The organism is Microbispora hainanensis (genome assembly GCF_006874475.1).
In the GTDB taxonomy this organism is placed as follows: Bacteria; Actinomycetota; Actinomycetes; order Streptosporangiales; family Streptosporangiaceae; genus Microbispora; species Microbispora hainanensis.
Map to the genome: position 1 here is coordinate 1 of NZ_VIRM01000013.1, position 23,976 is coordinate 23,976.

At 68.5% G+C, this 23,976-nt stretch carries 21 protein-coding genes and 2 pseudogenes; 6 read left to right on the top strand and 17 right to left on the bottom strand.

What is annotated here, in order from left to right; genetic code table 11:
* Positions 1 to 136: 136 nt before the first annotated feature.
* The 4 genes from FLX08_RS12875 to FLX08_RS12890 form a co-directional block, all read right to left on the bottom strand.
* Positions 137 to 403, bottom strand: coding sequence for a hypothetical protein (locus FLX08_RS12875; RefSeq protein ID WP_142619070.1), 267 nt, complete (start codon positions 401 to 403; stop codon positions 137 to 139).
* Between the two features lie 8 nt (positions 404 to 411).
* Positions 412 to 828 (bottom strand): ATP-binding protein, encoded by a 417-nt coding sequence (locus FLX08_RS12880; RefSeq protein WP_142619071.1) that lies wholly within the window; start codon positions 826 to 828, stop codon positions 412 to 414.
* 95 nt (positions 829 to 923) lie between these two features.
* Complete coding sequence (locus FLX08_RS12885) at positions 924 to 1,766, bottom strand: Scr1 family TA system antitoxin-like transcriptional regulator (protein ID WP_142619072.1); 843 nt, start codon at positions 1,764 to 1,766, stop codon at positions 924 to 926.
* 591 nt (positions 1,767 to 2,357) lie between these two features.
* Positions 2,358 to 2,792, bottom strand: coding sequence for a VOC family protein (locus FLX08_RS12890; RefSeq protein WP_142619197.1), 435 nt, complete (start codon positions 2,790 to 2,792; stop codon positions 2,358 to 2,360).
* A 107-nt stretch (positions 2,793 to 2,899) separates the two neighbouring features.
* On the opposite strand from FLX08_RS12890, the pseudogene FLX08_RS12895 reads away from it, so the two are divergent.
* Positions 2,900 to 3,226 (top strand): annotated as a pseudogene (locus FLX08_RS12895) (cell division protein FtsK); the annotation flags it as partial.
* Between the two features lie 983 nt (positions 3,227 to 4,209).
* Here FLX08_RS12895 and FLX08_RS42035 read toward each other — a convergent pair.
* From FLX08_RS42035 to FLX08_RS12910, 3 genes and pseudogenes are all read right to left on the bottom strand, one after another.
* Positions 4,210 to 4,497: pseudogene (locus tag FLX08_RS42035) on the bottom strand (ISL3 family transposase); the annotation flags it as partial.
* Positions 4,498 to 4,713: 216 nt separating this feature from the next.
* Entirely contained in the window at positions 4,714 to 5,145 is a 432-nt protein-coding gene (locus FLX08_RS12905; RefSeq protein ID WP_142619074.1) for a hemerythrin domain-containing protein, read from the bottom strand.
* Between the two features lies 1 nt (position 5,146).
* Entirely contained in the window at positions 5,147 to 6,214 is a 1,068-nt protein-coding gene (locus FLX08_RS12910; protein ID WP_142619075.1) for an alkene reductase, read from the bottom strand.
* 66 nt (positions 6,215 to 6,280) lie between these two features.
* Between FLX08_RS12910 and FLX08_RS12915 the strand changes: the two genes are divergently transcribed.
* Complete coding sequence (locus tag FLX08_RS12915) at positions 6,281 to 8,425, top strand: helix-turn-helix transcriptional regulator (RefSeq protein ID WP_244312604.1); 2,145 nt, start codon at positions 6,281 to 6,283, stop codon at positions 8,423 to 8,425.
* Between the two features lie 742 nt (positions 8,426 to 9,167).
* Here the strand turns inward: FLX08_RS12915 and FLX08_RS42915 are convergent.
* From FLX08_RS42915 to FLX08_RS12925, 3 genes are all read right to left on the bottom strand, one after another.
* Complete coding sequence (locus FLX08_RS42915; protein WP_280117097.1) at positions 9,168 to 9,296, bottom strand: hypothetical protein; 129 nt, start codon at positions 9,294 to 9,296, stop codon at positions 9,168 to 9,170.
* A gap of 73 nt (positions 9,297 to 9,369) precedes the next feature.
* Complete coding sequence (locus tag FLX08_RS12920) at positions 9,370 to 10,008, bottom strand: response regulator (RefSeq protein WP_142619076.1); 639 nt, start codon at positions 10,006 to 10,008, stop codon at positions 9,370 to 9,372.
* The gene (locus tag FLX08_RS12925; protein WP_142619077.1) at positions 10,005 to 11,195 is read right to left on the bottom strand and encodes a sensor histidine kinase; all 1,191 of its coding nucleotides are present in this window, start codon (positions 11,193 to 11,195) and stop codon (positions 10,005 to 10,007) included. The genes FLX08_RS12920 and FLX08_RS12925 overlap by 4 nt, the downstream gene beginning before the upstream one ends.
* 292 nt (positions 11,196 to 11,487) lie before the next feature.
* Here FLX08_RS12925 and FLX08_RS12930 point away from each other — a divergent pair, with 292 nt between their 5' ends.
* Positions 11,488 to 12,588 (top strand): acyltransferase family protein, encoded by a 1,101-nt coding sequence (locus FLX08_RS12930; RefSeq protein WP_208761415.1) that lies wholly within the window; start codon positions 11,488 to 11,490, stop codon positions 12,586 to 12,588.
* 315 nt (positions 12,589 to 12,903) lie between these two features.
* Here FLX08_RS12930 and FLX08_RS12935 read toward each other — a convergent pair whose 3' ends face one another.
* From FLX08_RS12935 to FLX08_RS12945, 3 genes are all read right to left on the bottom strand, one after another.
* The gene (locus FLX08_RS12935; RefSeq protein ID WP_142619078.1) at positions 12,904 to 13,713 is read right to left on the bottom strand and encodes an AAC(3) family N-acetyltransferase; all 810 of its coding nucleotides are present in this window, start codon (positions 13,711 to 13,713) and stop codon (positions 12,904 to 12,906) included.
* Between the two features lie 88 nt (positions 13,714 to 13,801).
* Entirely contained in the window at positions 13,802 to 14,545 is a 744-nt protein-coding gene (locus FLX08_RS12940) for an N-acetyltransferase (RefSeq protein ID WP_142619079.1), read from the bottom strand.
* Between the two features lie 103 nt (positions 14,546 to 14,648).
* Positions 14,649 to 15,101, bottom strand: coding sequence for a hypothetical protein (locus FLX08_RS12945; RefSeq protein WP_244312605.1), 453 nt, complete (start codon positions 15,099 to 15,101; stop codon positions 14,649 to 14,651).
* Between the two features lie 193 nt (positions 15,102 to 15,294).
* On the opposite strand from FLX08_RS12945, the gene FLX08_RS12950 reads away from it, so the two are divergent.
* Positions 15,295 to 16,545 (top strand): hypothetical protein, encoded by a 1,251-nt coding sequence (locus tag FLX08_RS12950; RefSeq protein ID WP_142619081.1) that lies wholly within the window; start codon positions 15,295 to 15,297, stop codon positions 16,543 to 16,545.
* An 89-nt stretch (positions 16,546 to 16,634) separates the two neighbouring features.
* On the opposite strand, the gene FLX08_RS12955 is transcribed toward FLX08_RS12950, so the two are convergent.
* Positions 16,635 to 17,147: a DUF6461 domain-containing protein gene (locus FLX08_RS12955; RefSeq protein ID WP_142619082.1), complete on the bottom strand. Its 513-nt coding sequence runs from the start codon at positions 17,145 to 17,147 to the stop codon at positions 16,635 to 16,637.
* A 144-nt stretch (positions 17,148 to 17,291) separates the two neighbouring features.
* Entirely contained in the window at positions 17,292 to 17,930 is a 639-nt protein-coding gene (locus FLX08_RS12960) for a FadR/GntR family transcriptional regulator (protein ID WP_280117098.1), read from the bottom strand.
* 84 nt (positions 17,931 to 18,014) lie between these two features.
* Here FLX08_RS12960 and FLX08_RS12965 point away from each other — a divergent pair, with 84 nt between their 5' ends.
* Positions 18,015 to 19,277 carry an MFS transporter gene (locus FLX08_RS12965; protein ID WP_167530393.1) on the top strand — a complete coding sequence of 421 codons (1,263 nt, stop codon included), beginning with the start codon at positions 18,015 to 18,017 and terminating at the stop codon, positions 19,275 to 19,277.
* A gap of 76 nt (positions 19,278 to 19,353) precedes the next feature.
* Here FLX08_RS12965 and FLX08_RS42040 read toward each other — a convergent pair whose 3' ends face one another.
* Together FLX08_RS42040 and FLX08_RS12975 are read right to left on the bottom strand one after the other, a co-directional pair.
* Positions 19,354 to 20,664 (bottom strand): RICIN domain-containing protein, encoded by a 1,311-nt coding sequence (locus FLX08_RS42040; protein WP_142619085.1) that lies wholly within the window; start codon positions 20,662 to 20,664, stop codon positions 19,354 to 19,356.
* Positions 20,665 to 21,188: 524 nt separating this feature from the next.
* Complete coding sequence (locus FLX08_RS12975; protein WP_208761416.1) at positions 21,189 to 22,220, bottom strand: PaaX family transcriptional regulator; 1,032 nt, start codon at positions 22,218 to 22,220, stop codon at positions 21,189 to 21,191.
* Between the two features lie 456 nt (positions 22,221 to 22,676).
* Between FLX08_RS12975 and FLX08_RS12980 the strand changes: the two genes are divergently transcribed.
* Positions 22,677 to 23,954: an ABC transporter substrate-binding protein gene (locus FLX08_RS12980; protein WP_142619087.1), complete on the top strand. Its 1,278-nt coding sequence runs from the start codon at positions 22,677 to 22,679 to the stop codon at positions 23,952 to 23,954.
* Positions 23,955 to 23,976 lie beyond the last annotated feature (22 nt).

Sequence of the window (23,976 nt, forward strand, 5' to 3'; positions counted from 1 at the left end):
TGGTGGTGCACAGCCGAGTCTAGGGCCCTAGACGAAATGCCGTCTATCCCTCTTGACAGTACGGTTTTGGCGGGTTTGCCAGTGGTTGGGTCCACGGCTCGGATCGCCGAGCGCCGGTTGGGGACACCGCGCGGGCTCACCGCGTCATTCCCGTCAGCAGGGCCGCCCAGATCTCGCGCGCCTGGGCGAGGGGCCAGCGGTGGGTCTCGCGGATCTCGGGTGCGTCCTCGTTCTGGAGGGTGCGCCGGATGAACCCCTGTCCACCCGCCTGGCACAACTCGTACACCATGGCCAGGCAGTCGCAGGTCCAGGCGAGCACGAGCACCCGGGTGCCGTCCGAGGGCTCGAACCAGGCCAGCTTCTTGCACCCGGGTTGCCGGCGATCGGGGACGTGCGCGCTCACGCAGCTCATCACCGGCACGTCGCCTGTGCGGCGGCAGCGATCGGATCGACCTTGAGCAGCGCCCAGACGGTACGGCCAGCCTGGTTGCCGTACACGCCCCAGTTGTCGGCCAGAGAGGCGACCAGCAGCAGCCCCCGGCCACCCTCGTCATCGCTGGGCCGGACGAGCCGGGGAAGGCCGGGGCCGCCCTCGTCGGCGACGCCGAGCCAGACCTGATCGGGTTCGGCCTGGATGCTGACGATGAACTTGCCGCCGAACCGGGCCGAGGCGGTGTGCCGGACGGCGTTGGTCGCCAGTTCGCTCACGATGAGTTCGGCCTGCTCCACCACGGGCCAGGCACCGAGGGTTCCGGTGATGAAGCGGCGGGCTTCGGTGACCGAGGCGGGACGACCGAGGAAGTGCCGGGATAGGCGCCAAGGGGCCATGGGAGACGCTCCGTCGTATAGGGGGCTAGACATGCCTTGACTGGAGCGTATGACCAACGCTAGAAGGTTCTCAAGGAATACGACGCATAAATGCGTCAGTTATCGAGCTGCTTCGCCAGCTCCCGGAAGTCCGCCGCGATCTCACCCAGCAGCGCCCGCAACTCGTCCCCGTACACGGCCGCGCCCGCGAACGCCTCGAACGCCTCTTCATGAGCGCCGATCTCGGCCGCCTCCGTCAGGGTGAGGTCACCGGTCAGGCTCTCCACCACGCTCACCGACCCGTCGAAGATGGAGAATCCGTGCAGCGGGAAGGCCGGAGCCTCTGTCTTCCACGGCACGACCCCGAGCCGGACATGCGGCAGCGTCGACACCTGAGCTAACCGGTCAAGCTGCGCCAGCATCAACGACGGAGACCCCGGCCACGTACGCACCGCACCCTCAGCCAGCACGAACGCGAACCGCCGGCCCTCCTCAAACAGCACCGCTTGAGCATCGACCCGTACAGCCGCCGCCTTGGCCGCATCGTCCTCATCCACATCCCGGCCAAGTGCCACCGCCAGCCGCGCATACTCCGCCGTCTGCAACAGTGCGGGGATCATTGCCGAGGAGAAGACGGCCAGCCACTTGGACGAGCGCACCCGCGCAGCGTTCGCCGACTCCCGGCCAGCAAGCCCACCTTTGAGCCGCGATACCTCGTCACGCAACCGCACGAGCAGCGCGTCCAACTCAGAGCGCGCGTCGTCATCGAGTTGAAGAGCTGCGGAAACTCGCTCAACTGTCTCCGGCGTCGGTAGTAGCCGCCCCGTCTCCATCCGAGAGATCGTCGGCTGAGCCACCCCAGCGCGCTGCGCTAGCTCCTTACCCGTCAACCCCGCATCCTTACGCAGCCGCCGCAGCAGCTCTCCCAGCTCCCGCAACCGATCCCGCCGCTCCTCCATGCTGGCGTTCTACCACCGGAGCTTGACCAAGTGGCCCACGGTCACTCGGAACTCTGCTGAATTGTGCTCATAGGGATCAAGCGGCGGCGCGGCGCGCCGCCGTACCTCCGGCCCTCCGCCCGCCCGCCGTCCGGGCATGCGGCCTGGGGGCCGGTCCCGGACGGCGGCGGGACACCGGGCCGGGCACCGCACGCCGGCCCCGCCGCACTTCCCGAACGCGCCGACCGGGGTTGCCGCGCCGCCGCACAGATGCAGCCCTACGATCGCCACTGCATGGCTGGACGCCGCACGTGGTTGGGGGCGATCGACGATCCAGGGTTCGTTCCTCACCCTGGCTCACCGAGGAACGTGGCTGATCACCGCGTGCAGTCGCCCGGCCTAGCCCGCTGGGCCACGCCCACGTGAATTTCCTGGGCCGCTATGCCATCGCTTCGTCCAGGCCTTCCGAGGGACTGCGCGAACTCGGCGAGATCCCCGATCTTCCCGAGATCAACAGCGGCGCGGTGCGAGGGGAGAGCTGACGGACAGCCATCCCCGTGGAAGCCGATCAGCGAGTCAGGTCTGTGTCGCGTTCAACGAGGTAGACGTTCGTCAGCTCAGGCAGAACTCGTTGCCCTCGATGTCCTGCATCACGAGGCACGACTCGTTTTCTTCATCGGCGGGCAGGAGCCGCACGCGTTTCGCGCCGAGAGGGATCAATCGTGCGCATTCGGCCTCGAGGGCTGCCAGGCGCTCTGCACCGACGAGTCCGGTGCCGACCCGCACGTCAAGGTGCAGCCGATTCTTGGCGACCTTGCTTTCGGGAACGCGCTGGAAGTACAGCCGCGGACCGACACCCGAGGGGTCGCTGCATGCGAACCATGAGTCCCGCTGCTCGGGCGGCAGCGTGCGATTGAAGTCGTCCCAACTGGCGAACCCCTCAGGCGGCGCCGGCGCGACATACCCCAACACCTCGCACCAGAAGCGACCGACACGCTCAGGTGAAGCGCAATCGAAGGCGACTTGAATCTGCTTAACGGATACCATGGGAAAATCCTGCCATAGATCACTATGCATACCGTAATCGCCCATCGTGCACCCTGGCCGGATTGGCGAAGTCCTGAAAAGATCCACACCTCCAGCCTGAACGCCTCGCCCGTCGAAGGGTCCTGGTGCAGGTCTGGGCGCTCGACCCCCAGCGGATGGAACTGTCCTTCGGCCGGGCGCTGTTCGGCTCCCGGTACGCCGCCGATCCGAAGGAGTGCGCCGACCTGCTCGATGAGGCGGTCTCGGTGATGCAGGAGCGGGCCGACCGGTTCGCCGGCCTCCAGCGCTCCCACACACCAACCCCCGCTGACCCGTTCGTCCTGGTGCTCGTGGACGAGGTGGCGTTCCTGACCGCCTACCAATCCGACAAGCAGCTTCGCCAGCGCATCACGGCGGCCCTGGCCACTCTGACTACGCAAGGGCGCGCGGTGGGCGAGAGTGCTGAAGTCAATCCTGGTCTTAGGATCTCGCGTCCACATCACATGGAATGGCGCAGTTCGTAGCGGGGATGATTAGGTTTAGTTGGATTCCCAGTGAATCAACGGCCTTTGTGTGCCGATGTAGATGGTTCTAGGTGCTCAAAGGAAAGAATGACTGTCACGGGAAGAGGTACCTTCGTGCTCGATCCTGAATACTCCAGGCTCAACTTCGACAGATCGTAGGCGAATGGATTCCTCTGTGCCTTCTGGCCAGACTGTCGAGGATGACCATAGCGCCCCAGCGATTTTGTAGAGCGAGAGCTTGACCGCAGAAAGATCTACGTTCCTGAGACCCCCTTCCTCCTCGCTGCTTGAGTGTCCCGGCCGTGCCCGTCGTGTCAAGGGCGCCTTCGGCTTCGCTGACCCTTGACACGACGGTCCCGTGGGGGTCGGCAGCTACGAGGAGGACGGGGGCGGTCCAGGAGACGGGCCGTGCCGGCCCTGTCCGGGCAAGGTCGGTGGCGTGATCGTCGTGCCATTAGCGTGCCATTAAGGGCGGTTAACGGGGGGCACTCACGGTCACTCGCGGGCTGTCGTTCGCCCAGGTCGGGGCCGTATCCCCTGGCGATCAGGCCGATTTGCAAGCAGGAAGTCAGGGGTTCGAATCCCCTAGGCTCCACCTAATCGAAAGCCCAGGCCAGGGACCGTTTTCCCCGCCTGGGCTTTGATCGTTGATCGGCCTTCGCGCTCTTCCGTGCTCGTTGCGTGCCCGATCCACTCTTGAGTTGTCCTCGCGCGAGGCTGTCGAGCTGCTTGGCCACCCGGGCGATCGCGCCGGGGCACCGCCGGTCTGCCGGCGGACCTCAAAGACCATGCGCACCGCGCGCTCGCGAAGCTCGTGAGGGTACTTCCTCGGGGCTGGCATCGTGACGTGATTCTCCCTTCCGCCAGCAGATGATGCTGGCTTCAGAGTCTCCACGAAGGTCGGAGTGGTTCACGGGCACCTGCTCACGGAACGTCCGCCGAGGGCATCCCCAATCCGGGCAGAGCAGACGCCGTACCTGCAGCGACACCACCACGACCCGCCGCCTGTCGGCCGGGACATCCGTGACCGTCCGGCTCGCGTAGCCGTGCACCCGGTCGGTCAGCGCCCCACATACCTGGCACGGCACCGGCTCGTCGCGAGTACGCGCCATAACCCGAATGAGGTCGTCCACTACTCCCTCGATGACCAGGGCAGACAGCCCCGCGAACACCACATCCGTAAGATTGTCGATCTTGAGCACGGCCCAGCCTGGCAGCTGATCACTCGGCGTCACCACCGGATACGGGCCAGAGTCGTTGTTCTTACAGTCCCGCATGCGGGCCTATCGAAAACGCTGGAAACAGCAACGTCAGCAGGCAGGCGGTTGAGGGACGACCGAGCTAAGATCACTCAAGTTTCGATGAGAATCGCTCAACCTTGGCTGCGACAGAACAGTTTCAGGGATTCCCACGTCACGTCAGGCCGGACCGGGCAGCTGGTTGAGCGCGGCCACAAGCTGCTCCTCCTCGTAGTCGAAGTGGCTTTCCAGCTCAGCGGTCAGACGGTCGAGATCGGCCCGGAGCTGCCGGAGATCCTCCCGCCTGAGGGCCTCGGTCAGGTCATGGTAGATGCGTGCCACTACGACATGCTCATCTCTCAGCTTCTCCAGAACGGGCCGCAGCGTGGGGAAGTGCTGTTCGAGTAGGGGAAAGCCGATGTGGTCCTCACCCTGGTGATGCTCGTGGAGGGCTTCGCAGAAGGTGAGGCAGTGGGTTTTGAGGTCCATGTCCAGCTGCGGCGGGTGGCCGGCGGCCTGAGCACGCAAGGTGGCGAGCTGGTCGCGGAAGCGGGCGTGGATGGCGATCAGCTCGTTGCCCACGGCGAGGGCGCGCTGAAGGTCGTCGGCCATGTCAGCGGGCCAGCGGCGGGTAGTCGGTGTAACCTCGACGGTCGCCGCCGTAGAAGGTTTCGGGGTCCGGCTCGTTGTACGGCCCGCCGGCTCGGATGCGGGCGGGCAGGTCGGGGTTGGCCAGCCACAGTCCGCCGAGGGCGATGACGTCGGCGACGGGCAGCGCTGCCTCGGCCTCCTCGGCGGAGGCGAACATCCCCGCTACGGGCTTGATCCCGGTGTGCGGATTGAGCATGAGCGTACCCGGCCAGACCGATCGCAGGTGCTCGGTCAGGGGCCGGTTACCGATCTCCAGGAGGTGGACGTAGGCCAGGTCAGGCCGCAGGGCGCCTAGGAGCGAGGTGTACAACGCCGACGGGTCGCGCTCCTCGATGCCGTTGTAGGGGTTGCCCGGTGACAGACGGATGCCGGTCCGCTCGGGCCCGATGGCGTCGGCCACCGCGTGGGTGACGTCGAGGGCGAAGCGGGTCCGCTCGCCGTACTCGTCGTCACGCAGGTTGACGTTGTCGGACAGGAACTGGTGGATCAGGTACCCGTTGGCGGCGTGCAGCTCGACCCCGTCGAACCCGGCAGCCATCGCGTTGCGTGCCGCGGCGACGAAGTCGGCGATCGTCTCGGCGATCTCCTGCAGCGTCAGCGCGTGCGGGGTGGGGTGGTCGAGCTGCTCCCCGGTGTAGCTGATCATGTGGCCGCCGGAGGGCACCGCCGACGGGGCCACGGGTAGCCGCCCATCCGGGTAGAGGCTGGAATGGGCAACCCGGCCGCTGTGCCAGAGCTGGGCGAAGATACGTCCGGCACGATCGTGCACGGCGTCGGTCACCTTCCGCCATGAAGCCACCTGCTCGTCGGTGTGCAGGCCGGGCGTGTTGATGGCACCCTGGCCGATGACCGACGGCTGGATGCCCTCGGTAATGATCAGTCCAGCGCCCGCGCGCTGGGCGTAGTACTCCACCATCAGCTCGGAGGCCAGGCCGTCGTAGGAGCGGCTGCGGGTCATGGGCGACATGGCCAGGCGGTTGGGCAGGTCCAGCTTGCCCAGGGTGACGCTGTCGAAAAGGCTCTTCGTCATGGCTCCGACGCTACGGACGGGACTACTGGGGCCGATTCCGTAGCGCCACTGGATAGCGTTACCGATGTGCATGAGGAGGAAAGGGCAGAGCTCCTGGCCGCCGCCGAGCGTACGGCAGCCGGTGCCAGCGCCGCCGTCATCGTGTACGGCGAGCCGGGCATCGGCAAGACCACGCTGCTGAACGGAGTGTCGGCGACGATGCGGATCGGCGGGATCGAGGCAGAGGCGGCCCTGCCGTACGCGGCGCTGGACCGGCTGCTGCGCCTCGCGCGGATCGAGGCCCTGCCGCACGTCCTGCGGGACCTGGTGATCAGGCCGGAGGAGAATCCGTACCTGGTCGGCCTCGCGATCGTCACTCTGCTGTCGGACCTGGCCCCCGTGACGGTCTTGATCGACGACGCGCATCGGCTGGACCGGCAGTCGGCCGAGGCGTTGCTGTTTGCCGCGAGACGGCTGGACGCCGATGGCATCAGCATGATCTTCGCCGCCGAGCACGGTTTCGACGCGCCCGGTCTGCGCGCACTCGCCCTGGATCGCTCGGCGGACGCGGCGGGCCTGCTGGACGGCATCGAGCTGAATCCGCAGGTAAAAGTCAGGCTCCTGCAGGAGGCGGACGGCAATCCGCTGGCGCTGCTGGAGTTCGCCCGCGCGCTCACTGCCGAGCAACGCCTCGGCCAGGTCTTGCCCGTGTCCGTGCTGCCCGCGAGCAACGCCGTGCTGGCCAGGTTCGGACATCGCATCGCCACGGCCGTGCCGTACGAGAGCCGGTTGTTGCTGACCCTGGCCGCCGCCGAGCGGGACGGCGACCTGGCGACCGTCATGTCCGCCGCGGCAGCGCTCGGCTTATCGGAACGCGACCTGGCCGGAGCCGAAGGGGCGCTGAGGGTGAGCGGGATACGGCTCGCTTTCCGCCATCCCTTGGAGCGCAGTGCGGCCTACTACCTGGTCCCGCTGACCGACCGGCTGCGGGTTCATCGCGTACTGGCGGAGACGAGCGCGGATCCGATCCGCCGCCTCGGACACCTCACCGCGGCCACGCTCACTCCCGACGAGCAGGTCGCGGCCGAGCTGGAAGATCTCGCACGGCGCGCCGATCCGGCACTCGCGGCCTGCATGCTCGACCACGCGGCGCAGATCAGCCCGTTTCCGGCGGAGCGGACCCGGCGCAGCAGCGAGGCGGCGAGGAACTTGCTGCGCTCCGACGACTACGAGCGCGCGTTGCCGCGCTTGGCCGGGCACGCCAGCGTCCGCGACGCCCTGCTCGCCGGAGACGAGCAGGCCGCCCTGGCCCTGGCGACCAAGCAGATCGACGAGCTGCGCGAGCGCGGCACGCCGGGCGAGTTGCCCGGCATCCTGGGCCTGCTCGCGCAGGCCCAGATCGCGGCCGGCCAGTACGGCGAGGCCCGGGCCGCCCTCGACGAGGCGGCCGAGATCGCCGGCGCCACCGGTGGGAGCGAGCCGTCCGCCGAGCGGCTGGCGGAGATCGCCGCCATCCAGGGAGACGCTTCGGGCCAGCCGGGGCTACTGGCGCTTGGGCAGGGCCGCTACGAGGAGGCGCTCCCACACCTGCAGGCGGCCTGGCGGGCACGGCCCGAGGCCATGACGGTCGCCGCCGACCTGGTGGAGGCCGCGGTCCGGGCGGGCCGGCCGGAACTCGCTGCCGAACCGCTGGACCGGCTCACTGCCTGGGCCCGGGCTGGAGGCCGGCCCTGGGCCCAGGCTGTCGCGCTTCGTGCCCGCGCTCTGGTGTCCCCCGCGGAGGAGGCGGGGGAGCTCCTGGCGAGAGCCGTCCACCTGCACGAAGGGGCAGGCCGCCCGTTCGAGCAGGCACGGACGGCGCTGCTGTTCGGCCAGTGGTTGCGACGAGCGGGACGCAAGGCCGAGTCGAGGCACCCCCTGCAGTTGGCCGCGGAACAGTTCGCCCGCCTCGGCGCCACGCCGTGGGCCGAGCGTGCCCGCGGCGAACTGCGCGCGGCAGGAGCGCCGACCATGACCGCCGCCTCGCCGGACGAGGACCCACTCGGTGGGCTGACCCCGCAGGAGCGCCGGATCGTCCGGCTGGCCGCAGCAGGTGTCAGCAACCGCGAGATCGCTGCGCAGCTTTTCCTCAGCACCCGCACGGTTGAATACCACCTCTACCGCGCCTACCCCAAGCTCGGTGTCAACTCGCGCCAAGATCTTCGCCGGAAGATCTCCCGGCGAAGTTCTTGAGCAGAAAGAGGTGCAGCTTGCGTGCTGTCCGACCCGATACGCAAGCACATCGACGGTGCTACCGGCGTCCGACCTACGGGAAGCGATCATTCGGCAGGCGGGAAGCGATCTCCAAGTCGGCTGATTCCTCCCAGGCTGGACCCACTCGTGAACACCCCACCTAATCGAAAGCCCAGGCCAGGGATCGTTCCCCCGCCTGGGCTTTGATCGTTATTCGGCTTGGCGGTCTTGCACGTCCGATCCGTGTCGGTCGTGTGCTCATCCCGCCCGGAGGAACTGTTCGAAGGCTTCCCGTGCCAGCGCGGACACACTCTTGCCCTCTTGCTCGGCGCGGGCCCTCGCGCGTTCACGCAACTCCTGGGGGGTCTGAAGGAGACCCGTGGGGGATGTGTGCTCTCGCCTGTGAGCGACGGACGTCCGGGGCGACTGGTAGGCACGAGTACGCGGCCTTCGTCGATCGCGCGGTGTACGTCGCTGATCGCGTCCCGTACGTACTCGTCCGTGATCGGGTTGCCTTTGGTGTCGTAGATCTCTTCGGAGTCGCTGTCGATATCGGAGTCGTCGTCCAGGGCCAGTTCGATGTCTTCGGGTGGCCAGGCTGCCTCGTGCTCAGTCATGGCGCCCTTCTCCGTAGCACGGTCGGCATCACGACCTGCATTGTTGTCATCGGGACCGGGAGGAGCGAAGAGGACCTTCGCCTTCCGGCCGATGACCTGACCCGTCCCGTCGTACGCGGTCACGGTCACCGCGGGGTATCGAGGTGCTTGCCGTCCGCTTCCAGGCGCGCCGGCACCCGCCCGATGAAAGAGCCGTTGGCCACCGCGGCGTCCGTGTGCCTGCCGTCCGCCCAGTCGATCTCGACGCGGGTCACCTCCTCCGTAACGCGCCCTGCCGCGATGCGGTAGCCGCCAGGTCGTGGCCGTTGTTCGCCGTAGCCCGGCGGCTCAATCGACCAGGCGGTGTTCCCACGCCCAGGCCGCGATCTCCACCCGGTTGCGGGCGCCCAGCTTCATGTGCACGCTGCCCAGATGCGTCTTGACGGTGCCGACGGCGATGAACAGCTGCTCGGCGATTTCCGCGTTGGTCAGGCCTCGGGCGATCAACTTCACCACGTCGAGTTCCCGCGGCGACAGGCCTGCGTCGTCGTGCGCCCGGGCCGGGGGACTGAGGTGCTTCAGCAGCCGCACCGTGATCGAAGGGCTGATCATGGCATCGCCCGACACCGCCGCCCGGACCGCCTCCACCAGTAGTGCCGGCCCCGAGTCCTTGAGCAGGAACCCGCACGCTCCGGTGCTCAGTGCCGTGTGCACGTATTCGTCGAGATCGAAGGTGGTCACCACGACCACCTTGATCGGGTCGGCGACGCCCTTGCCCGCCAGCAGCCGGAGCGCCTCCAGGCCGTCCATCCGAGGCATCCGGATGTCCAGCAACACCACATCGGGCCGGAGCCGCCGGACCAGGTCGACCGCGGCCACGCCGTCCGCCGCCTCGCCCACCACTTCCATGTCCGGCTGGCTGTCGATGATCATGCTGAAGCCGGTCCGGACCATGGCCTGATCGTCGGCGATCACTACTCGAATCACCGCGCCGCCTCGTGATCGAGCGGCAGCACCGCGTCGACCACCCAGCCGCCCTCGGCGCCGGGGCTGGCGGAGAACCGTCCGCCGAGGGCATGGACCCGCTCAGTGAGGCCCATCAGACCGTACCGGTGCTGTCGCCGGGGCCCGGCGGCGCGCGGGGTGGCGCCATCGTCTGTCACCCGGACGAAGAGCGACCCCGGGCCGCGGGAGATCTGCACGTCGACCGATCGGGCGCCGGCCGCGTGTCTGCGGGTGTTCGTCAACGCCTCCATCACCACCCGGTAGGCCGTGGTGGAGACCTCGACGGGGATCCCGTCCAGATCTCCGTCGACGTGCAGGTGGGCCACCGGCGCACCTGCACCGTTGAAGCCCGCCAGCAACGGGTTGAGCTCCCTCAGCCCGGCCAGCGGCGTCAACGGCGCGTCCGGTGCGGCGTGCGGGTCGCGCAGCACGCCCACCATCCGCCGCATCGAGTTCATCGTCTCCGCGCCGGCCTGCTCGATCTGTTCCAGGGCGAGGATCACCCGCTGCGGATCCTGTTCGGCGATGAACCGCGCGCCCTGCGCCTGAACCACGATTCCCGTGACGTGGTGGGCGATGAAGTCATGCAGTTCCCGGGCGAACTCGGCGCGCTGCTCGGCCCGCATCGTGACGAGAACCTGCTCCCGCCCACGGTCCAGGAACCGCAGGTAGGCCCCACCCGCGGTCGCGCCGGCCACGCCGAGGGCGACGAGGAGCGCGGCTATGACGTAATTGTCGTCGGCGACACCGCGCAACGGCAGCAGGATGCCGGCCAGCCCAAGGGCCAGAACCGCGGCGACCGACGACCTGGGCGCCCCCCGGCGCGCCACCACGTAAATGCTCGCGAGCAGGCCGCACGTCTCGGCGAAGCCCCACGCGCCCGTCGGGCCGAACCCGGCGGTCAGCGTGGCGACGGTAACGGCGATCGACGCGGCGGCGAGCAGCAGAGCCAGCGACGGCAGGCGCCGGGAGTTCTGCGGGTGTTCGGGGAGCCAGACCCTCACGGTGGCCACGGCCAGCCCCACCCGCACCAGGGTCAGCACAAGGCCGACACGGGAGAGCTGGAGCATGCCGTAGCGGATGTCGATGATCCCGAGCAACGCCATGGCGATGAGCCCGGCCACCTGGCCCAGGCGTAACCACAAGCGTCGGATCTGCGGCGTCGTCATCGTGACCAGCGTAGTCAGAGTGCGGGATGCCGATATCGGCCGAAAGGCAGACCCGGTGCCGGGCAGATCCCTGCCCCGGGGCCGATGCGCCGCCCCGGGCCCGGCAGCGAAGCTTTTCCAGAGCCGACAGCCGCCTTCGAAAGGCCCCCCGGTCCGCTCAGCGGGACCTTCCACCCCCGCGCGCTCTGGCCCTGACAGGCCGCTGCCCCCCTGAAGCAGGAACCCGGCCGGAAACCGAATCAGCCGCCCGGGGGCTCCCGCGCGCCCTTCCTCACGCTGACCAAGGAGAATCGTGACGACCGTTCGGATTCACGACGGGAACGCCCGGACCGCGCCCGGCGCCGACGCGACCCGGCAACGGGCACAGTGGGCGGACGTCGCCAAGGGCGCATGCATCATCCTCGTGGTGTTGTGGCATGTCGTAGTCAAGGACTATCTGCAGATCAGCTGGCATGCCGGCTCTCCCGTCCCCAGTGCCTGGGGCACACTGGGCGAGCAGTTCCTGCCGCTTCGGATGCCGCTGTTCTTCACCATCTCAGGGGTTTTCGCGGCAAACGCCGTAAATCGCCCGTGGCGGGTGCTGGGCAGATCCCGCCTCGCCAAATTCCTGTACTTGTACGCCGTCTGGCTGCTCATCCACACCGCGATCCTGGCCGCGGCCCCGGATTTCGACACCGCCCACGCCGATTCCGTGCTCGGGCTGGTGGAACAGCTCACCATCACCCCGTCCAACCTCTGGTACCTGTACGCCCTCGCGCTCTATTTCGCGTTCGCCAAGGCCGTACGGCAGGTGCCGCGGCCGCTGATCCTCGCGGCCGCCGCGGCCCTGTCCGTCATCACGGCCGCCGGCGTGCTCGCCACCCCAGGCGACCGCGGCGGCGTCTACCAGAACCTGGTGTTCTTCCTCGGTGGTCTGTACTTCAAGCCGTACGTCGAACGGTGGGCGTCGACCGCCACGAACCGCCGCCTGGCCCTGACCTTCGTGGTGTACGCGGCGGCGCTGACGGCCATGGCCATGATGGGCGGTCAGCGGTGGGTGGGGGTGTGGCCGGCGGTGTCCGTCGTGGCGGTGGCCTTCGGCGTAACCGCCGCTGAGCGAGTGAGCAAGTGGCGGCCGGTGGGTGACGCGCTCGCCGCCCTTGGACGACGAACGCTGCCGATCTACGTCATCCACATGCCGCTGCTCGCCCTGCTGCACGGGTTCCTCGTCGGTCCGATGTCCGGGCTGGGTGGCGACGGACAGGCGCTTACGGTGGCGGAGTATCCGATTGTGCTGACCGCCGTGGTGATCGGCCTGAGCCTGGCGATCCATCGTGGGCTGCTCGCAGTGCGCGCGACGTGGCTGTTCGAACTTCCCCAACGGTGGCGACCGGCCGCACCGCGGCGGACCTGAGCGCTTCACCCATGGATCGCTCGACGAAACCGCGTCCGGGGGTGTCGGCGGACTTCGGGCCGCCGCTGCACCGCAATCCACCTCACGGTCGTCTCATCGTGCCCAATTAGCCGTACGCGGCGGGGGTGGTCGATGGTCCAAGCTCCGTTCGTCGGCCCTGGCTCACCGAGCAACCAGCCGCCGGCAAGGGGTACAGCGCGGCCTCTCGCGCCCGCGTTCCGTGATTCGGCGGTTTTCGACGTCTCGGCGAGTCTGGCCTTCAGGACAAAAGGGTTGGGGCTGCCTTTCGGTTTTGTACGGCGGTGAAATACTTTTCTACTGGGGCTCCTTCGCCGCCGCGGGACGGTGGGCGGCCATCCAGTCTGTGGCGAAGTCGACCAGAGCACGCTGGGACATCAAGCGCGCCGTCGCGCAGCCGACCTTGCCGGACATGGCCGCGCCCGTGGCCTCGAAATCGGTGCCGAGCCGCTCGAAGTCGTCCGTATGGGGCACCACGTCGATCCAGGTGATCCACTGGCTTGCCCCGTCGGGCTGCCGGACAGAGGCGCCGGTGAGGGCACGTGGCGGTGACACCTGCCGCCACTCGGCCAGATGGAGTGACGTGTTCGAGCCGTGCTCGCACCCCAGCAGCAGCACCTTCCCATCCAGCCGGTACACCGCGCCGAGCGGTGAGCGCTCCCCCAGCGCGTCGTCGAGTCGGTGCCCGTCGACGATGTCCGCCGCGTGCGTGCCAAGCGCGGCGAACGAGACGTGTGGATGATCGCTGCGCAGGGCGCCGGGCCAGGTGCGGACCGTCTCGGCGATGACGCCCATCCACTGACTCGGTGTACGCAACGGGTCGAAGCCGGGCGCCTGTTCGCGGATCACCGGCCACCACTCCACAGGGACGGGCGGATGCCGCCAGCCGGCCGGATCGGTGTTCGCAGGCGTGTGGGTCGGTACGATGAGGGTGCCTTCCGGGCCGAGCACGTCGAGCAACGCCTGCACGACGGTCTGGGGGCCGCCGGCGACAAAGCCGATGCTTCTCATCGACGAGTGCAGGAGCACGACGTCGCCCGCGGTCACGCCGAGCGCATGCAGGTCCGCCGCAAGAGACTGAGCCGTGTGGGGCAGGGGCTGATCCATTCGGCGGAGTGTAGCCGGGGCGCGCCCACAGGCCCGCCGCCCGTCGCGGGGCCGTCCTCTCTAACACTGCACGCGCTGCCTGCGGCGGCTACTGGAGCCGGTGGCGCACCCAGACGTTGGGTTCGACGTACACCGCGCGGCCGTGGTCGGTGTCGCAGTGGACGGGCACCAGCGCCCCCGGAACCTCTACGTCGCCCGTCCTGTCGAACGGAAGGCCGGTCCAGCCTCGCCACTCCTCAAGGGTGCCCGCCACCACCATGGATCGCCGGGCGATCTTTTCGATCACTCCGCCGGCACGTACGTGCACGCGCAGCCAGGGATCGACGGGCAGGCCGTCCTCGCGGCGAAGCGCGGCGTAGTCGGCCATCGGGACGCGGGGCTGGAGGTGCTTCCTGTTGGGACGTACGGGAGCGAACAGCTCGCTGAAGCCGAGCCCGGCGGCCTGGGCGCGCAGGGCGTCGAGCATGACGGTCGACAGACCCTTACCCTGCAGATCGGTCCTGATCGTGATCTCCAGCGCAGAGACCGCGTCGGGCGTGCTACCGCGTCGTCGTGCGGCGGTGGCGCGCCAGAGCACGCCGTCCCAGCCGTCGTCGGGCAACTCGTCGTCTCCGAGGACGAAGGGCACAGAGAAGGCGCGCGCCACGACGGCATCAGGATCGGCGCGGTCCACGGCGACCAGCGCGAACTCCGCGTACTCGCCGGCCACGAGCGGATAGAAGAGGTTGGCGGCCGGATCCTGATTCATGAAGGCCGGCCAGCTGTGGGGCATGCTCCACATCTGCGGTTCGAGTTCGGGACGCTCCGCAAGCGTGGTGATCTGCAGCTCCATGGCCGGATCCTCGCAAACCACACTCGTTGTCATCAAAGCGTTTTGTCCCCGTTGGCCAGGGTGGTGAGCACGACATCCGTAAGCGCTGCCCCAGATGAGAACGTCAGATATGCGCGCGAATCTGTCGTACGGGATGTCCGAGCGCGGCACCGAGGACGGCCAGTTCCTCGTCGCTGAACCAGTCACGTTGGGGGTTCCAGACGGCGATCTCGAAGCGGGCGAAGCCGCATGGCCAGTCGTACTCCAGGGCATCGAGCGACGAGTCGGCACCACAGCAGGGGGCCTTCACGGCGAGGCTCGCGAAGCCCTCGTCGATGTGGGCTTCTAGGAGATCGTGCCACCATTCGGTGCCGATTGAGGCGCCGCAGTGCGGGCAGCCGATCCGCTCCAGGTTCTCGCCACAGGGGATGACGGCGATGGTGTCGTGCCACTCCACGTCCACTTCGGCGTCCACGCCGTCCGGCTCGCCCGGGGCCAGGTCCGCCATGATCGCCGCAGTACGTTCGGCCGCGTCGCGTGCGGGCTGCCAGTGCGGGTCGGTGGGGATGATCGACAAGATGTCGCTCACAGATTCGCTCGATTCGCCGTTGTCTCATCAAGCCTGATGACGGTGCACGATAGCCGGGTGGCGGTCCGCCCTATGCGCCCGCGATGCGATCAGGCTGTGTGCGGCGCGACGCGGATTGTCGGTGGTATGGGTCATACTCCGCCAAGCCAGGATGATCACCGACAAGGGCGAAGGCGCTGACATGGCACAGTTGCTGCGCAGGCTCGACGACCAGATCCACATCGAGTACAACACGTTCGGGCTGGACGGCACCGACCTGCCGGCGTGGAGCTCCCCGACCGAGGAGATCCTCCACTTCCTCGCGGCCGTACGGATGGAGTCCTGGGACGCCGAGCCCGAGCGCGCGGATGCCCCGTGGACGCCGGTCAGCTCGGCGACGTTCGTCGCGGAGAGCGGCGTGGTCTCGATCGACTCGATGGCGGACGGCAGGAGACATGACTTCCTGATCGGGCCGCCGCATTTCGAGTACGGCGTGGACATGTACCTGCGTGAGCCCGAGCCGGGCGACGGACATGGCACAGGTGAGTGCGAGGAGTCGTGGCTGCTGAGGTTCTGGCCGATCCGGGATGTCTTCGACCCGATCAAGCATGCGGCGCCGTTCTCCTATATCGCGCGCGGGGTTCTGTACTACTCGATCGACCTCGAGCCCGAGCAGCTCGTGCAACCGCCGGCGAGGCGGGAGGTGCCGGTGCCGGTCTCGGCGGTGGCGGACTGGGCGTCGCTGCGCACGGACCCGGACCTGGACACCTTCGACGGCTGGCTGCACAGGATGCGCCGCAAGGCCGAGGAGAGGGGCGGCTCCCTGTACGAGTTGCTGCGCGCGGCGGGGGCGGACATCGAGGACGGCATGGACGTCACTCCGGCCTCCTGCACACCGCCGCTCGCGCGTGCGGGGCGGTTCAAGGATCCGCTGATCGACCGCTACTACGCCGAGCAGGCACGGTGGGGCTCGTTGCCGGGGCGGCACCTGGGCGAGGAGCAGCTGCGTGAGTACGCCGACGGCGAGCGCATCGCCAAGGAGCTGTGCCGCAGCGGCACCCTGACGTTCTCCGTGCCCGTCGAAGGCCGCGGCGCCCTGCATATACCGCCGGGTGTCAGCCGCCGTGTGTGGCGGTGGGAGGACGACCTGCTCGGCGGCGAGCTCATGGACGGCGGGCTGACAGTGGACCGGCAGATTCTGGCCAGGAACCCGTGGACCAGGCAGATCCTCGTCTCCGGCATCGTGACGATCCTCCGCCGCGATCACGAGAGGCCAAGCCGCGGCGAGAGCGTCTGGTACGTGGTGCGCGATGCCGAGCCGCACGAGGCGGCCAGGGTTCTGTGCGCGGAGGCCACCTGGGAGGAGGACCCGGATCAGCGCCGGGCCCTGGACGAGGTGGCCCGGGAGAAGCTGATCGAGCTGCGGGCCACCTACCGGAGCCGGGAAAGGTGAGGGCCGTCCCTGTCGCTCACGGAGGGCGTGTCCGGGCCGGAAACAGGGCGAGGGCCGCCGCGCCCGCCGCCGGTGGCGGCGGAAGCGGCTCAGTATTCGAGAACGGCGTGGGCGGCCACGGTGTCGCTGGAGGCGTTGGGCCGCACTTCGGTGATGCGCTCGGCCAGCAGCAGCGCAGCGGCGAGCCCGCCCTCCGACTTGTCACCGACCAATCCGAGCTCGGCCCGGTCGGCCAGGTAGTCCTCCGGGATGCCATCCTCGTCGCCGGGAAACAGCGGATCGAAGGAGAGGATTTCGCGGCCGTCAGCGTAATGCACGAAGGACGCGAGCCTGTTCACGTTGACGAAGACACTCGCCGTGACCGTCCCGGCCGACAAGGGCCGCAGGACCTCGTCCAGCGTGCCGGCGTAGCCGTTCCACTCGCTCAGAATGGTCCCGCCCTCGGCCGGCCGGGCACAGATGAGGCCCTCATCGATTTCGCCTTCTTCGTCATCGCCGTCGAACACGTCGATGCCAAGGCGGGCCAGCGCCTCGTGCGGGGTGAGGCCGCGGACGAAGATCGCGCAGAAGGCGTCGTCATCGAGCCACTCGTAGCCGCTCATGGGAATCCTGTTTTTTCTGGGGACAGATCACGGAGATCCTGGCATACGAGTGCGACAAAAGGTTCGGGCATTCGATTCGCCGTCCCTCCGGCGCCGGGTCTCTGGCCGGCAGCGATCACCTGGGGCAGCGGGTGGTCGCGCGGTTCAGCGCATGAAGGGTTTGAAGATGGCACCCACCTTCGTGGCGGCACGGTCGGCGTCCCCGTCCGCGATCGCCTCGACCAGCTCGTGGTGGTGGCGGTGTGCCGCGGCCTCGTCCTCGATCTTCTCGTCGCGCATGTGGGCGGCGAAGATGTCGAGCATGCTGGAGTACAGCTTGACGTAGAGAGGGTTGTGCGTCGCCGCCACGATCGCTCGATGCAGGGCGAGGTCCGCGCTCGCTCGCAGGTCGGGGTCGTCGGCCGACCAGCTCGCTTCCCGCCGGTCGCACAGCTCGCGCAGCAGTTCGACGTCGGCATCCGTGCGGTTCATCGCGGCCAGGGACGCTGCGGCGCTGTCCAGGGCACGGCGTAGTTCCAGGTAGTGGCGACGGGTGCCGCCGCCGAGCTGACGTTCGAGAGTGCCTGTCAGCTCCGAACTGGAGATGACGAAGGTGCCGCGGCCCTGCTCACGGCGCAGCAGGCCTGCGTGCACCAGCGACTGCACCGCCTCGCGCACCGTGTTCCGGCCGATCCCGAACTCCGACACCAGTGCGGCCTCGGACGGTATCCGCTCACCGACCGGCCAGCGTCCGGAGGTCACCTCCTCGCGGAAGCGCTCGGCAGCCTGATCGATAAGGCCCACTCGACGGACGGGCTGTCGCGTGTCAGACTCTTCGTGGGTCATCCCATAATCCCATCATCTGCTGACCTTACACTGGAGTATAACGTGACAGCGCTCTCCTCGTCGCTCGTTCCGTTACGCCGCGGGCGCCTGACCCTGTGGGCCTGGGTCGCCATCGCCCTCACGGCGGTCAACCTGCGAACGGCCGTGACCGGGTTCACTCCGCTCCTGGAAATCATCGGATCCGATCTCGGCTTCGGGGTGGCGCTGTCGGGCCTGCTCGGCACTGTGCCGGCGGCGTCCTTCGGCGTCTTCGGGTTTCTCGCCCCGGCGGTGACGAGGAAGTTCGGACTCGAGCGCACGGCCACTGTGGCGCTGGGCCTGACGGCTCTGTCGCTCCTGATGCGCGCCTTCTCGCCGGCGCCCTCGTTGCTGCTGCTTTCGACCGTGCTGGCGCTGGCCGGAATCGGAGCCGCGAACGTCGTGATCGTTCCGCTGGTCAAGGCCTGGTTCGCCGACCGAGTGGCGCTGGGAACCTCGCTTTACCTGATCCTCCTGCAGGCCGGCCAGTTCACCGCCCCGCTCCTCGCGGTCCCGATAGCGGAAGCGGCGACGTGGCGGCTCTCGGTGGGCGTCTGGGCGGGACCGGCCGCGGTGGCCGGTGTGGTCTGGCTCGTCCTGGCACTCAGGCTGCCCGCCGATCACCACGCGCCCGCGGCCGTGACGGCGGCCGATGCGCGACCGAGGATCAGCCGGTCATCGACGGCCTGGGGCCTGGTGATCCTCTTCGCGATGATGTCGCTGTCCAACTACGCGATCATCACCTGGGTCCCGGCCGTGCTCACCGACGCAGGAGGCAGCGCGGCCCTGGGCGGAACCATGGTCGCGCTCTACTCGGCGTGGGGCATGCTCGCGGCCTTGGTGGTTCCCCACCTGGCCACGCGCATGACGAACCCGTTCATCGTGGTCGTCGGGTGCGCGATCTTCCTGGTGGCGGGATACCTGGGCCTGCTCCTGTCCCCGCTCGGCGGCACGCTGGTATGGGTGTGCGCGCTGGGGATCGGGGTGAGCACCTTCCCGCTCTGCATGACCCTCATCAACCGCCGGACCAGGAGCCCGCAGACGGCCTCCGCCGTGTCGGGCTTCGTCCAGGGCATCGGCTATGGACTGGCGTGCGTCGGCCCGATCGGGCTGGGCCTTCTGCGCGAGGCAACCGGATCGTGGTCGGTCCCGCTCCTGGTGCTCGCCGCGACCGCCGTCCCCGGGGCGATCGCCGGCTGGTTCGCCTGCCGTCCTCGCTTCGTGGAGGACGACGCGCCGCAGCCGGCGAAGCCCGACGCCGGCCAGCAGCCGCTCGAACGGGGTTAGTCGCAGCGGCCGAGGGACGGCCGGCGTGGCCTGCGGTGCGGGGTGGGTGGTGCGCACCGCAGGCCACGGGCGCGGGTCAGCTGTTCCAGGTCCACTTCTGGTTGGTGCCGCCGTGGCAGGAGTACAGCTGGATCCTGGTGCCGTTGCCGGTGCCCTGTCCGACGGCGTCCAGGCACAGCCCGGACTGGACGCCCTGGATGGAGCCGTCGGAGTTGAGGCGCCACTTCTGGTTGTCGCCGCCCCAGCAGCTGTAGATCTGGACCTTGGCGCCGTTGCCGGTGCCGGCCGCGTCGAGGCACTTGTTGCCGTACACCCGGATCTCACCGGCGGAGGTGGAGGACCAGGTCTGGTTGGTCTGGCCGTTGCAGTCCCACAGCTGCACCTGGGTGCCGTCGGAGGTGCTCGCGTTCGGCACGTCCAGGCAGCGGCCGGAGGCCACCCCCTTGACCGCCCCGCTGCCGCCACCGGGGGTCGGAGACACGGTCGGGCTGGGGGTGGGGCTGGGCGTCGGGCTGCCGCCGGGCGACGGGGAGGGGCTGCTGTCGCCGAGCGTGAGGTTCTTCTGCTGGACCTGCCACTGCGTGTTGCACAGGCCACAGTTGGGGCCGACGAAGTTGGTGCCGGCCGTCGTGTCGCCCTTCAGCCGCCACTTGAGGTAGAGCACCGCCACACGGCCGAACTCGCCACCGTTGGTCTGCGTGTAGGTGCCGCCGTGCCCGACGTTCAGGTTGCCCATGAACGCGGGCAGCCCCGCCGGCAACTTGCCCCAGTCGTCGATGGCGTTCGGGTAGGCGATGTCACTGGGACCGCCGATGAAGTAGGCGATCGGCTTCGTCAGCCGGCGGAGCTGGTAGTCGTCGGAGTCGTTCAGCAATCCGCTGCTGAAGATGGTGGTCGTGGTGATACGTGAGTCGTTCGAAACGGCGTAGGCCTCCAGCCCGCCGCAGGACCAGCCGCCTACGGCGATCTTGCCGGTGTCGATCCTGCCGTTGTATTTGCCGCCCTGGCGGCTGTTCTCCGCGACCGCCCAGTCGATGGACTGGGTGAGCATCTGGGACGTCGTCGATCCGGAACCGCCCGGGCTGCCACTGGCGATGACCAGGAACCCGTGCGAGGCGATCTCGCGGAGGAAGGGCAGCTGCCCCGTCCCGTCGGCGGAGCACCCTCCGTTGCCCCATACGAAAACGGGGAGTTTTTCGGACGGGAGGGTGTTGGGCCGATAGATGGTGTGATTGGGCAGGCTGGTGGAGGTCTCGTAATCAGCCGGGTAAGGGCCCGAGCCGCCGGTCGCCGCGGCGGCCGGCGTAGTGGTCAGCGCCACAATTCCGGCGCAGACCGGGGCGACCGCGGCCACCACTAATGCGCTGATGATCGAGCGTTTTCTCATTTCGCCCTCCGACAGGGTCACGACGGCACTCCGCACAGGACGTCGCATAGGGGGCGCACGCCGAGGGAGTCCGACAACGGAACGACAGCTCCCACCGCGGCCAGGCTGGTGGGCGCCGACCGAATCTGGAGATCGATGTGGCGAACAATCGACTGCAAGTTTCGCCCGTGTCAGGCGAAACGAGCCGATGAGAGCAGCGTGCAGTTACTATCACTGCCGTAATAAAAAGTGTCAAGCAATGGCATTCGGTGGGCCGGCCGGCACGCGTATGGACCGATTACGCCGCTGGATCATCCGGCTCCGGGCGTGGGCCGGCCGGCCATCGGGAGGGCATGACCGGCTCCTGCTCCGTGCCGGGAGGACGGACCGGTGCGGGCGACTCCGACGCAGGTCACGACGCCCGCCGGCCTGACGCATCAGTGGGGATCTCGCCGGCCGCGGGCCGGTCGGGAAGGCGCGCGCCGCGGCGGGCACGGAACGCGATCCGGCGGCCGGGCACGCCGTTCGAGCGCGTGAAAGTTTCTTCAGCCGCCCCCGCCGAAGCCGCCCCCGCCGAAGCCGTCCCCGCCGTCGGGGGCCGCGACCTCCGATGCCTCGAAGTGGGTGATCCATGACGCGGCGTCCGGCCAGTGCGGCGTCGCGACCTCGATGAGCCGCGCCTCGGCGAGCGAGCCCAGAGCGGAGTGGATCTCCAGCATGAGCTCCCTGGCCGCCTGGCGGGGCCACGGCGCCGGGAGGAGGTGCTCGGGGAGGTCCGGGTCGATGTCCGGGAACTTCCGCCAGGAGTCCATGACGGAGGTCCGGGCCACCAGGGCCCGGGTCGCGTCGACCTCCCCGTTGCGGACGGCCACCCGCAGGTCCGAATACCGCGCGAGGAAAGCCTCGTAGGCCGAGGCGAGGCCGGCCAGATCGTACGCGGCGGCAGGACCGTGCGGACCCGCCTCCTCGGCGAACCGCGTGTTCATCACCGACCATCGAGCGCCGTCGACGTCGTCGAGGATGTCACGCAGCGCCTGACTGACCGGGCCTGGATCGGATCCTGGCCGGATCCACACGCTGTCGTACAGCCGTGCGAAACCCAGCGTTCCCAGAGCCTTGCGGACCGCGTGCCGTGGAGCCTGCCCTGACTGCGCCTGCCCTGACTGCGCCTGCCCTGACTGCGCCTGCCCGGTCTGTGCCTGCCCTGATTGGGGGATCGAGAAGGAGACCGTCACCCAGTCGCCGGTCCACTGCCGCGGGCGAGCACCGAAGCTCAGGAACTGATCCATCCGGACGCGATGCCGGGCGATCGCCTGAGGAGTGAGGTGGTAGACGGGCGGCCGCCCGGATCCCCGTACGGCGATCAATCCCCGCTTGGTCAGCCGGGACAGCGCGGCCCGCGCGCTGGGCTCGCTGATGCCGAACTCCCTGAGCATCGCGACCACCGCCATCGAGGGAAGGCTCGCGTCGTCGGAGTCGAGGTACTCACCGAGCAGGGTCGTCAGCAGGTGCTGCGGGTTGGGGCCGACCTGCGCCCGTGGGGCTCCGACGTCGCCGCGAGGTACGTGGTCACTCACGCCATCAGCTTGCCTCACGACGACGCCCCTGCCGCCGGATCGCCCTCCACGCGGGGACCAGGCCGCCGCGCGATCGCGTACCCGCCGAGCCGCCGGTGCTCTGTGCCAGGGGCGAGCGCGCCCGAAAACATAAAGCAGCGGGGCCGATTGTTTCAGGAACATTGCCCCGAAAATCTTGACGCTCCGGTTAACGGACGCCTATTGTCCTGGATCAACGATCCACATGACACTCCGAAAGTTTCATACTCAAGGGTGATGTCAGAGGGCTCAGCAACCGAAAGACCAGGTCGGCATGGCGGTGCCGAACCTGTCGGGCACGTGCGAACCGAAGCCTGAAGCGGCACGGCGCCGTCGCCGTCCTGCATGCGTAGGAGGTGTCCGGCGAGCGCAGCGCATTCTCCCGCTGCCGGGCCGCGCATCACATCCCTGACCATCAGCAAGCGAAAAGAGGTCGCCGTGAAGCTCCGCAACGTCTCAGCGGTCGCGCTCGCCGCTACCGCGGCCCTCGGCATGGCAGCGTGCTCAGGCTCGTCGTCCGAGACTCCCTCCGGCGGCTCCGACGACAAGTCGTTCGAGTTCTGGTCGTTCACAGGGATCAACGCGAAGGGGTCCGCCGAGGAGTACAAAAAGATCAGGCCGGACGTCCAGATCAAGCTGACCGAGGTGGGGAACGCACAGGAGACGGCGCAGGCGCTCACCACCGCGCTCGCCGGGGGCAAAGTGCCCGACCTGGTGCTGATCCAGGGCGACGACCTGCCCAAGTTCGTCCAGCAGCCGCAGAACTTCGTCGACCTGCGCACGATGGGCGCCGACAAGATCAAGGGCGACTACCTCGACTGGGTGATCAGCCAGTCGACGACCAAGGACGGCGCGATCATCGGCATCCCGACCGACGTCGGCGGCATGGCCATCGCCTACCGGACCGACCTGTTCAAGAAGGCCGGGCTGCCGACGGACCGCGAGGAGGTCGGCAAGCTCTGGCCCACCTGGGACGCCTTCATCGAGACCGGCAAGAAGTACACGGCGGCCACCGGCAAGGCGTTCGTCGACAACGCCGGCGGGAGCATCTACTCGCAGGTGGTCAACCAGGGGGATCAGAAGTACTACGACCCCGCGGGCAGTCTGGTGTACGAACAGAGCCCCCAGGTCAAGACCGCCTTCGACCTGGCGCTCAAGGCCGTGGCCGCCGGGATCACCGCCAAGCAGAGCACGTTCACCGAGGGCTGGAGCGCCGCGATGAAGAGGGGGGACTTCGCCGCCATCGCCGCACCGGTCTGGATGCTCGGCTCCATCCGCGACAACGCCCCCGACACCAAGGGCAATTGGGACATCGCCACGATCCCCGGCGGCTCGGGCAACTGGGGCGGCAGCTTCCTCGCCATCCCCAAGGGCGCCAAGAACCCGAAGGCCGCCTGGGACTACATCGCCGCCACGCAGTCGCCGCAGGGCCAGCTCGACCACTTCGCTCAGGCCAGGTCACTGCCCTCGACCCCGTCGGTCTACCAGGACCCGAAGCTCACCTCGGTCAAGGACCCGTTCTTCTCCGGCGCGCCCATCGGCACGATCTACACCAACTCGCTGCTCGGCCTCAAGCCGTTCCTCATCGGTCCGGACAGCACCACGATCGGCATCGAGTTCACGAACGCCATCGCCAACGTCGAGCAGGGCAAGGGTGATCCCGCGAAGGCGTGGGACGCGGCGGTGACCAATATCAAGACCGCGATCGGCGGCTAGGGAGACCACGACCCCGGACCTT

Excerpts from the sequence above, each read along its gene's own strand:
- FLX08_RS12950 (WP_142619081.1), top strand. The coding sequence starts at position 15,295 with ATGGCACAGTTGCTGCGCAGGCTCGACGACCAGATCCACATCGAGTAC.
- FLX08_RS12880 (WP_142619071.1), bottom strand. The coding sequence starts at position 828 with ATGGCCCCTTGGCGCCTATCCCGGCACTTCCTCGGTCGTCCCGCCTCG.
- FLX08_RS12935 (WP_142619078.1), bottom strand. The coding sequence starts at position 13,713 with ATGGATCAGCCCCTGCCCCACACGGCTCAGTCTCTTGCGGCGGACCTG.
- FLX08_RS12890 (WP_142619197.1), bottom strand. The coding sequence starts at position 2,792 with ATGGTATCCGTTAAGCAGATTCAAGTCGCCTTCGATTGCGCTTCACCT.
- FLX08_RS12955 (WP_142619082.1), bottom strand. The coding sequence starts at position 17,147 with ATGAGCGGCTACGAGTGGCTCGATGACGACGCCTTCTGCGCGATCTTC.
- FLX08_RS12905 (WP_142619074.1), bottom strand. The coding sequence starts at position 5,145 with ATGGCCGACGACCTTCAGCGCGCCCTCGCCGTGGGCAACGAGCTGATC.
- FLX08_RS12925 (WP_142619077.1), bottom strand. The coding sequence starts at position 11,195 with ATGACGACGCCGCAGATCCGACGCTTGTGGTTACGCCTGGGCCAGGTG.
- FLX08_RS12885 (WP_142619072.1), bottom strand. The coding sequence starts at position 1,766 with ATGGAGGAGCGGCGGGATCGGTTGCGGGAGCTGGGAGAGCTGCTGCGG.
- FLX08_RS42040 (WP_142619085.1), bottom strand. The coding sequence starts at position 20,664 with ATGAGAAAACGCTCGATCATCAGCGCATTAGTGGTGGCCGCGGTCGCC.
- FLX08_RS12940 (WP_142619079.1), bottom strand. The coding sequence starts at position 14,545 with ATGGAGCTGCAGATCACCACGCTTGCGGAGCGTCCCGAACTCGAACCG.
- FLX08_RS12910 (WP_142619075.1), bottom strand. The coding sequence starts at position 6,214 with ATGACGAAGAGCCTTTTCGACAGCGTCACCCTGGGCAAGCTGGACCTG.